The sequence below is a fragment of the Zooshikella sp. RANM57 genome (genome assembly GCF_050749885.1).
In the GTDB taxonomy this organism is placed as follows: Bacteria; Pseudomonadota; Gammaproteobacteria; order Pseudomonadales; family Zooshikellaceae; genus Zooshikella.
The window spans coordinates 1-2,386 of sequence record NZ_JBOIUB010000042.1; the positions used below are offsets into that span (position 1 = coordinate 1).

Here is a 2,386-nt window from a genome sequence, read left to right on the forward strand (position 1 = left end):
TAACACACATGGAGTCAGCTTATTTAGACTGGAAATCCAGCGTATTAGAAATTAGTCGCACCGTGTCGATGGCAAAGGAAGGTCAATTTGAGGATTTTAAGGAATCCGTTAATGAGGCACTTAATAAGCCAGACACACAAATTACAGGGAGTGTGCTTGCACATACCCTGACCTTAAATAGTGAGAGTCACTGTCTGGAAGCTAGTATAGATCTTGCAGTATTGGAAATTGAAAATGATTATCCAGAAAAAGATCTTTCTTTAGGTGAAACCCGCCGAATCAAACAAGTCAGTGTCACATTACCTGCGCTCATCGAACCCTATCAAGACATTCAGGCTGTTCTGTCGTACATACCAACAGATGGTTGCTCTATACATACAAGCTTAACTCAAACAGCTACATCTCACGGATTTAATGACAGTGGAATGTTTCAGATAAACTTTGATGGTGAAAATTATCTTCCATTTGAAGGGTTGCCCATTAATAGTGGTAAGTTAGTATTGCATTTTCAAAATGCGGATAAAAATAATCTGGCCTTTGATAAACAAGAGTCAATATTACGTACTTTAAGCAATGCTATATTTCATATCAAATATACTATTCAGTATATGCAGTGATATTGATTGATTAATGAGCGATTCAACAAAGCCTTACCGCATCATTCACTATTTTCACAAGAAACAAATGCAATGGGCACGACGGAACCCAATTACCATCGATGGCAGTGCAGCAAACAAAGCAGCAGCTGAAGCGGTTTGTCAGGAACGCTATGTGACCATTGAGATACGTCAAACCAAGTATCTTAATAACCGGGTTGAGCAAGATCATCGGGGTATTAAGCGGATCACTCGATCTATGTTAGGTTTTAAATCATTCCGTAGTGCTCGGTCTACGCTGATCAGTATTGAGCGGGTTTATCAGTTAAGAAAAACGTTGCAGGTAAACCCTGAGGCAAAAGACAAAACACTTTTTGAACAATTCTGCTCATTAGCAGGCTAAGTGTGTCCAAAATAAGATTGTTTTTACGCTAAATAATTTTTGCGACAGAACCCTAAAAACTGGGATGATTTTGATGACTTTGATGGGGATGGTCCAGGCTTTACGGGGGGAATATAATGTCGGTCAAAGAAGTATTTAATTGCGAAGAATTACAGCGCAAGCTATCTAGTGAAGGGGTGGTTGAAGTGGAGCTTCCTTTATGGAAAGGAAGGTTCTGTCGCATATTTTGGACCAGCGTGATAGCCTTCCCAGCCTCTTCTAGTTCGATGATTATTTAGTAGTCAATATGAACCCTGACGAACGCTTCAAAGGTTGTCACTTTCCCAAGTGCGTTGTACTACAAGCCGTTTATTATTACCTTCGGTTTGCGTTGAGTTACCGCCATATAGAAGAGCTCATGCAAGATCGTAATGTTCCTGTCGATCACTCCAGTATTCAACGATGGGTGGTTTCCTACTCATCTAAGTTAGAAAAGCAGTTTCGAAAAAAGAAGTCACCTGTCGGCAGCAGCTGGTGCATGGACGAGACGTATATCCGGGTAAAAAAAGACTGGTACTATTTGTACAGAGCCGTGGACAAAGCGGGGCAAACCATTGACTTCTTATTGACCAAACTCCGGGACACTAAGGCTGCCAAACGGTTTTTCAAGAAGGCCATTCGCGCGAATGGCGTGCCAGAGAAGGTCACCATTGATGGCAGCGCAGCGAATAAGGCGGCGATTGAAGCAATCAATAAAGAGCTGGAGAAGCCAGTTGTTATAAGGCAAGTGAAGTACCTTAATAACATTGTTGAGCAGGATCACCGATTTATTAAGCGCATTATTCGACCAATGTTAGGCTTTAAATCATTTAATAGTGCTCGATCTACACTGATTGGTATTGAGCTGATCCATATGCTTAGGAAAAGTCAGTCTGCTGACCCAGCAACAAAACATAAAACAATATTTGAGCAATTTTGTTCATTAGCAGGATAACTGTGTCCAAGGATTCGGCTTCTTAGAAACTGAAAAATTTATGCGACAGAACCGGCTAAGTGTGCCCAAAATAAGTTTGTTTTTACGCTAAATAATTTTTGCAACAGAATCGCTCAAAGTTCCCCTCAAATATCTCAGGAAAAAGCTCAACCAAATTACTCTCTAAAATCTCGATGTAATTCTTGTATTTATTGGCTTCGTAAATGCCACCATCTTTATTAAATGCTGGGGCGAGTAATTGAAGGATTTTGTATTGATTACTAAGTACGGCTTTCTCGAAGTAGTCTAGGTGATATTTGTTTGTCATTGGTTTCCTTTTGGTGAATGTAGGTATTCATAAACTTGAAATTATTAAGCAAAACAAAGAGCAATATTCTGTCTAAAAACTCTTCACTAGACAGTTACATGAAAAAA

At 39.8% G+C, this 2,386-nt stretch carries 4 protein-coding genes and 1 pseudogene; 4 read left to right on the plus strand and 1 reads right to left on the minus strand.

What is annotated here, in order from left to right:
- The 4 genes and pseudogenes from ACQ96U_RS27010 to ACQ96U_RS27025 form a co-directional block, all read left to right on the plus strand.
- Positions 1-617 (plus strand): annotated as a pseudogene (locus ACQ96U_RS27010) (hypothetical protein); the annotation flags it as partial.
- A gap of 13 nt (positions 618-630) precedes the next feature.
- Positions 631-999 carry a DDE-type integrase/transposase/recombinase gene (locus ACQ96U_RS27015; protein ID WP_431724387.1) on the plus strand — a complete coding sequence of 123 codons (369 nt, stop codon included), beginning with the start codon at positions 631-633 and terminating at the stop codon, positions 997-999.
- Positions 1,000-1,115: 116 nt separating this feature from the next.
- Positions 1,116-1,277 (plus strand): hypothetical protein, encoded by a 162-nt coding sequence (locus ACQ96U_RS27020; RefSeq protein ID WP_431724388.1) that lies wholly within the window; start codon positions 1,116-1,118, stop codon positions 1,275-1,277.
- 8 nt (positions 1,278-1,285) lie between these two features.
- Complete coding sequence (locus tag ACQ96U_RS27025; protein ID WP_431724389.1) at positions 1,286-1,972, plus strand: IS6 family transposase; 687 nt, start codon at positions 1,286-1,288, stop codon at positions 1,970-1,972.
- Positions 1,973-2,054: 82 nt separating this feature from the next.
- Here ACQ96U_RS27025 and ACQ96U_RS27030 read toward each other — a convergent pair whose 3' ends face one another.
- Positions 2,055-2,279, minus strand: coding sequence for a hypothetical protein (locus tag ACQ96U_RS27030; RefSeq protein ID WP_431724390.1), 225 nt, complete (start codon positions 2,277-2,279; stop codon positions 2,055-2,057).
- Positions 2,280-2,386 lie beyond the last annotated feature (107 nt).